5 protein-coding genes are annotated in these 4404 nt (G+C 62.8%); 1 reads left to right on the forward strand and 4 read right to left on the reverse strand.

Features of this window, described 5'->3' with window-relative positions; genetic code table 11:
• Positions 1-17: 17 nt before the first annotated feature.
• The 4 genes from VIM98_RS11015 to VIM98_RS11030 all read right to left on the reverse strand — a co-directional run bounded on the left by VIM98_RS11015 (position 18) and on the right by VIM98_RS11030 (position 3865).
• Complete coding sequence (locus tag VIM98_RS11015; protein WP_331993153.1) at positions 18-1250, reverse strand: TraB/GumN family protein; 1233 nt, start codon at positions 1248-1250, stop codon at positions 18-20.
• Between the two features lie 48 nt (positions 1251-1298).
• On the reverse strand, positions 1299-2189 hold the full coding sequence (locus VIM98_RS11020) for a carbon-nitrogen hydrolase (RefSeq protein ID WP_331993154.1): 891 nt from the start codon (positions 2187-2189) through the stop codon (positions 1299-1301).
• 61 nt (positions 2190-2250) lie between these two features.
• Positions 2251-3285, reverse strand: coding sequence for an agmatine deiminase family protein (locus VIM98_RS11025; RefSeq protein WP_331993155.1), 1035 nt, complete (start codon positions 3283-3285; stop codon positions 2251-2253).
• Between the two features lie 244 nt (positions 3286-3529).
• Positions 3530-3865, reverse strand: a complete 336-nt coding sequence (locus tag VIM98_RS11030) for a hypothetical protein (RefSeq protein WP_331993156.1) — start codon at positions 3863-3865, stop codon at positions 3530-3532.
• Positions 3866-4016: 151 nt separating this feature from the next.
• On the opposite strand from VIM98_RS11030, the gene VIM98_RS11035 reads away from it, so the two are divergent.
• Positions 4017-4404: ATP-binding cassette domain-containing protein (locus tag VIM98_RS11035; protein WP_331993157.1), on the forward strand; the 388-nt coding region annotated here is incomplete at its 3' end.

A 4404-nucleotide genomic window follows, 5' to 3' on the forward strand; every position in this document is an offset into this window, starting at 1 on the left:
GTGCAGACACTGGTCGGTCAGAACAGGCTCTTGAAGATATGAATCCCGGCGCTGTACTCGCCGATGATCGTGCCCATGCAGACCAGGAAGAAGTTCAGCATGGTGCGCGCGACCCGATTCTTCCACCAGCCGCTCCAATGCGTGATGTCGTCGCGCAGGGTTTCGAAATCGGCCACGCGCGGCTTGCGGATCCATGCTTCGACCATCGCGCTGATACCGCCGGAAGGGATGCCGGGACGGAACGGCTTGATCGGTCCCGCGACGAAGGCCGCCAGGATGCTTAGCGGATGACCTCCTGCTATCAGCGCGCCGAGCGCGGAAAAGCCGCCGGTCAGCAGCACCCAGTCGCGCAACGCCTGCGCACCCAGCGCAGCATTTCGATGGAATGCGAAACCGATCGCCGCGAACACGGCCAGCACCAATATCAACGCTACCCACTTGGGCCAATGCGATTTTGGCGGCGCCTTGGCCAGTTCGTCGGCGGTGAGCACCGGGTCGCCTTGCTGCACGCGCAACTGTTCGCCCATCCCCTTGAGATGGCCGGCACCGATGACTACCAATACTTTCTTGCCTGCACCGAAATGCCCCCGCTCGGCGTGCTCGCGTAGCCGAGCGGCCATATATGTATCGCGCTCACCAATCAGACTGCGATAAAGCGGGGCCGATTCGGTGGCGAACTCGCTGAAGGCGCTTTCAAGAATGTCGCCTTGCTTGAGCTTCTCGATTTCCTTCTCGTCGATCGCTTCACGCTCGAACACGCTGGCGAGCAGGCCACCCATCAGGCCGAAGCGTTGCCAGAAGCCGACGCTATGCCAGGCGCGCCGTAGTGTCGTGCCTACTTCGCGGTCGATCAGCCAGACCGGTACGCCTTTGGCCGATGCGCCCTCCATGGCCGCCTTCATTTCCGCGCCCGGTTCGATGCCGTGCTGGTCGGCGAGGCGCTTCTGGAATGTCGATAGCACCAGACTGGCGGCGACCATGCCGATCTTGCCCTGGCGAATTACCTGCAGCAGGTCCATTTGCTTGAAGGCTTCCGGATCGCGCATGCCTTGAGCGCGGCTCTCGCACAACTCGATCGCGACCGCATCGAAGGATTCGCCGGCCAGCAAGGCTTTGACCGCATCGACGCTGGCCAGGGACACGTGGGCCGTGCCCAACACGACATATTCCACACCATCGCGCTCGATTCGTTCGAGCGGTTGACCGGCGAGGGCATTCGGCAGGTCGGTGGCGGTATCGGTCAGGCTCATGCGCGGCTTCGTCGTCAGGCGGTCAGGTGGCGGAATATTGTTCTGCTTTCAATCGCGAAAGCGCTTGAGCAGATCGTGGTAGGCATCGATCCGGCGATCGCGCAGGAACGGCCAGATGCGACGCACGTGTTCGCTGCGTACCATGTCGATCTCGGCGATCAGCAGCTCACGCTTATCGGTACCGGCCTGGGCCAGAAATTCGCCTTGCGGTCCGGCGACAAAGCTGGTGCCCCAGAACTGGATGCCCGCGCCGACGTTGGCCGGATCGGCCTCGTAGCCGGTGCGGTTGCAGGCCAGGAGCGGCAGGCCGTTGGCGACGGCGTGACCGCGCTGCACCGTCACCCAGGCGTCGCGCTGGCGGTCTTTTTCATCTTGCGCATCGTTTGGATCCCAGCCGATCGCAGTGGGATAGAGCAGGAGTTCCGCACCGGCCAGCGCCATCAGGCGCGCGCCTTCGGGATACCACTGGTCCCAGCACACCAGCAGGCCCAGGCGGCCGACCGAGGTGTCGATCGGTTCGAAGCCCAGATCGCCTGGTGTGAAATAGAACTTCTCGTAGAACGCCGGATCGTCCGGAATGTGCATCTTGCGGTATTTACCGGCGATCGCCGTGGAGCGATCGAACACCACGGCCGTGTTGTGATACAGGCCGGCGGCCCGTTTCTCGAACAGCGAGGCGACCACTACCAGCTTCAATTCGGCGGCGAGCTTACCCAGTCGCTCTGTACTCGGGCCGGGAATGCTTTCGGCGCGATCGAACTCGTGCACCGACTCGTGCTGGCAGAAATAGGCGCCGTTGTGGAGCTCTTGCAGCAGCACGAGTTCCGCGCCAGCCGCTGCGGCTTCGCGCAGCCCGGTCTCGATGGCGTCGAGGTTGGCTTCGCGGTTGCCGCGATCGGTTTCCTGCAGCAGCGCTACTTTGAGGGTCTTGCGGGTCATAAGCTCATCGATCCGTCATGCGTTGCCGGCGCACGCGCCGGTGATTCGAAACAGGTCGCCGTCAGGCCAGGCCAGCCGGCAATTGCATGGTGATGCAATGCAGGCTGCCGTTCTGCCATATCAACGGTCGGCACGGTACCTGCACGACCTCTCGCTCCGGGTGCGCCTTGGCCACCACTGCCGCCGCCTCATTGTCGGCTGGATCGCCATAAGCCGGAATCAATACCGCGCCGTTGACGATCAGGTAGTTGGCGTAAGACGCAGCCAAGCGTCGACCTTCATCGACGATGGGGCGTGCCCAGGGGAGCGGAAAAAGCTCATAGGGCTCGCCTTTGACATTGCACAGCACGGCCAGTTCGCCGGCCATACGTTGCAACTCGTCATGGTGCGGATCGGCGCGGTCGTCGCAAGCCTGGAACACAATGCGATCGCCCGGCGCAAAACGCGCCAGCGTATCGATATGGGCATCGGTGTCGTCGCCTTCAAGATAGCCATGATCCAGCCATAGCACGCGATCGGCATGCAGGCTTTGCCGCAGCATAGCCGTCATCTGTTCGCGCGTTTGTTCCGGATGCCGCTGCTTAAGGCACTTCCAGGTAGTCAGCACCGTGCCTCCGCCGTCGCTTTCGATGCCACCGCCTTCCAGCGCCCAGTCGATCCGCGCATGGCCGGCCGCCCCAAAGACGCCCGCTTTGACCAAGCCGGCAATCAGCGCATCGTCGCGTTCGGCATCGAACTTACCGCCCCAGCCGGTAAAGCGGAAATCGGTGAGCTGAAAGTGCCCAGCGGCATCTTTAAGAGTGATCGGCCCCGAATCGCGCAACCAGGTGTCGTCGTAAGGCAGCTCGACAAACCGCACCTGATCGGCAGGTACGCCGGCTGCATCCAGCTGGCGCTCTACGTGGGTACGTAGCTCGGCGTCGGCTACCACCACGATCAGCCGCTGGAACCGCGTGATCGCCGCCGCCAGGGCGACATATGTGGTTTCCACCTCGGCAAGACGCTCGGCCCAGTCGGTCCCGGCATGCGGCCAGGCAATCAGCACGGCAGCCTGGGGTTCCCATTCCGCCGGCAGGCGCAGGGTGGAGTCGGTCATGGGGTGTCTCGCGCTTCGAAGGGGCAAAGCGCAAGTTTACGGCAAGAGGCTGGCTGGGGTGTGACGGGTTGGCGTGCGATTAGGTTTAGAGGGGTGTGGGACGAATAGCGAGGGCACAAGTCCGACGACGGCACGAACGTGAAGATTTAGTGCTTCTCGTGCACACCTTCGAGTCTCGCGATGGCGCTCATCTGTACGCCCTCGCTACTCGTCCCTCGCCCCCGTCGTCCCTTCCCAGTGCGACTCAGTTCACGGCGGCGGGATTGGTGTTGTTACCCGCAGGCGTATTGAGCACCGAATGAATCACATGGCTGTGCTCGAAGTACACAATGAAGTTCGAGTAATCCCAGCGATTGATCAACGGATGCTTGGCGCTGTCGCCACCGCGCGGGGAAAGCTTGCGCTGAGGCGCGCCGAACTGTTTTTCCACTTGGGACATGGTCATGCCGCGTGAGGGCAGGTTCATGCCTTTTTCTTGCTGAACGCGGTTGATCAGCAGATTGTCGGCCTGCGCGGCAGCCGGTACGACGGCCAGGGCCAGCAGCGCGGCCAGGCCAAGGCGAATACGGTATGTCTTCATAAGCTCCCCCACAAAGCGATCGGCGTCGTTGTAGCAGAACTATCGGGGCTTAGCCATCGCCGAAACCGGCGAATGCGATGGGGTGAACATTCGTACTTGTTATCATGGGCGGCTGCGGGCCGTACCGGCCCGAACCGGAATAGCCTGTTTCATGATCGCATTTCGTCAATTTGCCCTGCGTCGCGGCAGCCGTCTGCTGCTTTCGGAAGTCGATCTGGTCATCCAGAGTGGCTGGCGCCTGGGCGTGATAGGCCGCAACGGTTGCGGTAAATCCAGCTTATTTGCCGCCCTGCAAGGACGGCTGGAGGCCGATGCCGGGGCGCTCGACTTGCCTGCGAAGCTGCGCCTGGCCTCGGTCGCCCAGGAAACGCCCGCCTTGCCCGATCCGGCCATCGACTATGTCATGGGCGGGGACGAGGAACTGGCTGCGGCGCTGCGCGACGAAGCCGACGCCGAGGCGCGCGGAGATACCGAAGCCATGGCCAAGGCGCATCACCGCATCGAAGAATTGCACGGCTATGACGCGCGTGCCCGAGCCG

Origin of the sequence: Dyella sp., assembly GCF_036568765.1 — a bacterium.
Taxonomy (GTDB): domain Bacteria; phylum Pseudomonadota; class Gammaproteobacteria; order Xanthomonadales; family Rhodanobacteraceae; genus GSA-30.

What these genes read in the sequence shown, in the direction of transcription:
- VIM98_RS11030 (WP_331993156.1), bottom strand. Translation starts at nt 3,865, where the DNA reads ATGAAGACATACCGTATTCGCCTTGGCCTGGCCGCGCTGCTGGCCCTG.
- VIM98_RS11020 (WP_331993154.1), bottom strand. Translation starts at nt 2,189, where the DNA reads ATGACCCGCAAGACCCTCAAAGTAGCGCTGCTGCAGGAAACCGATCGC.
- VIM98_RS11025 (WP_331993155.1), bottom strand. Translation starts at nt 3,285, where the DNA reads ATGACCGACTCCACCCTGCGCCTGCCGGCGGAATGGGAACCCCAGGCT.
- VIM98_RS11015 (WP_331993153.1), bottom strand. Translation starts at nt 1,250, where the DNA reads ATGAGCCTGACCGATACCGCCACCGACCTGCCGAATGCCCTCGCCGGT.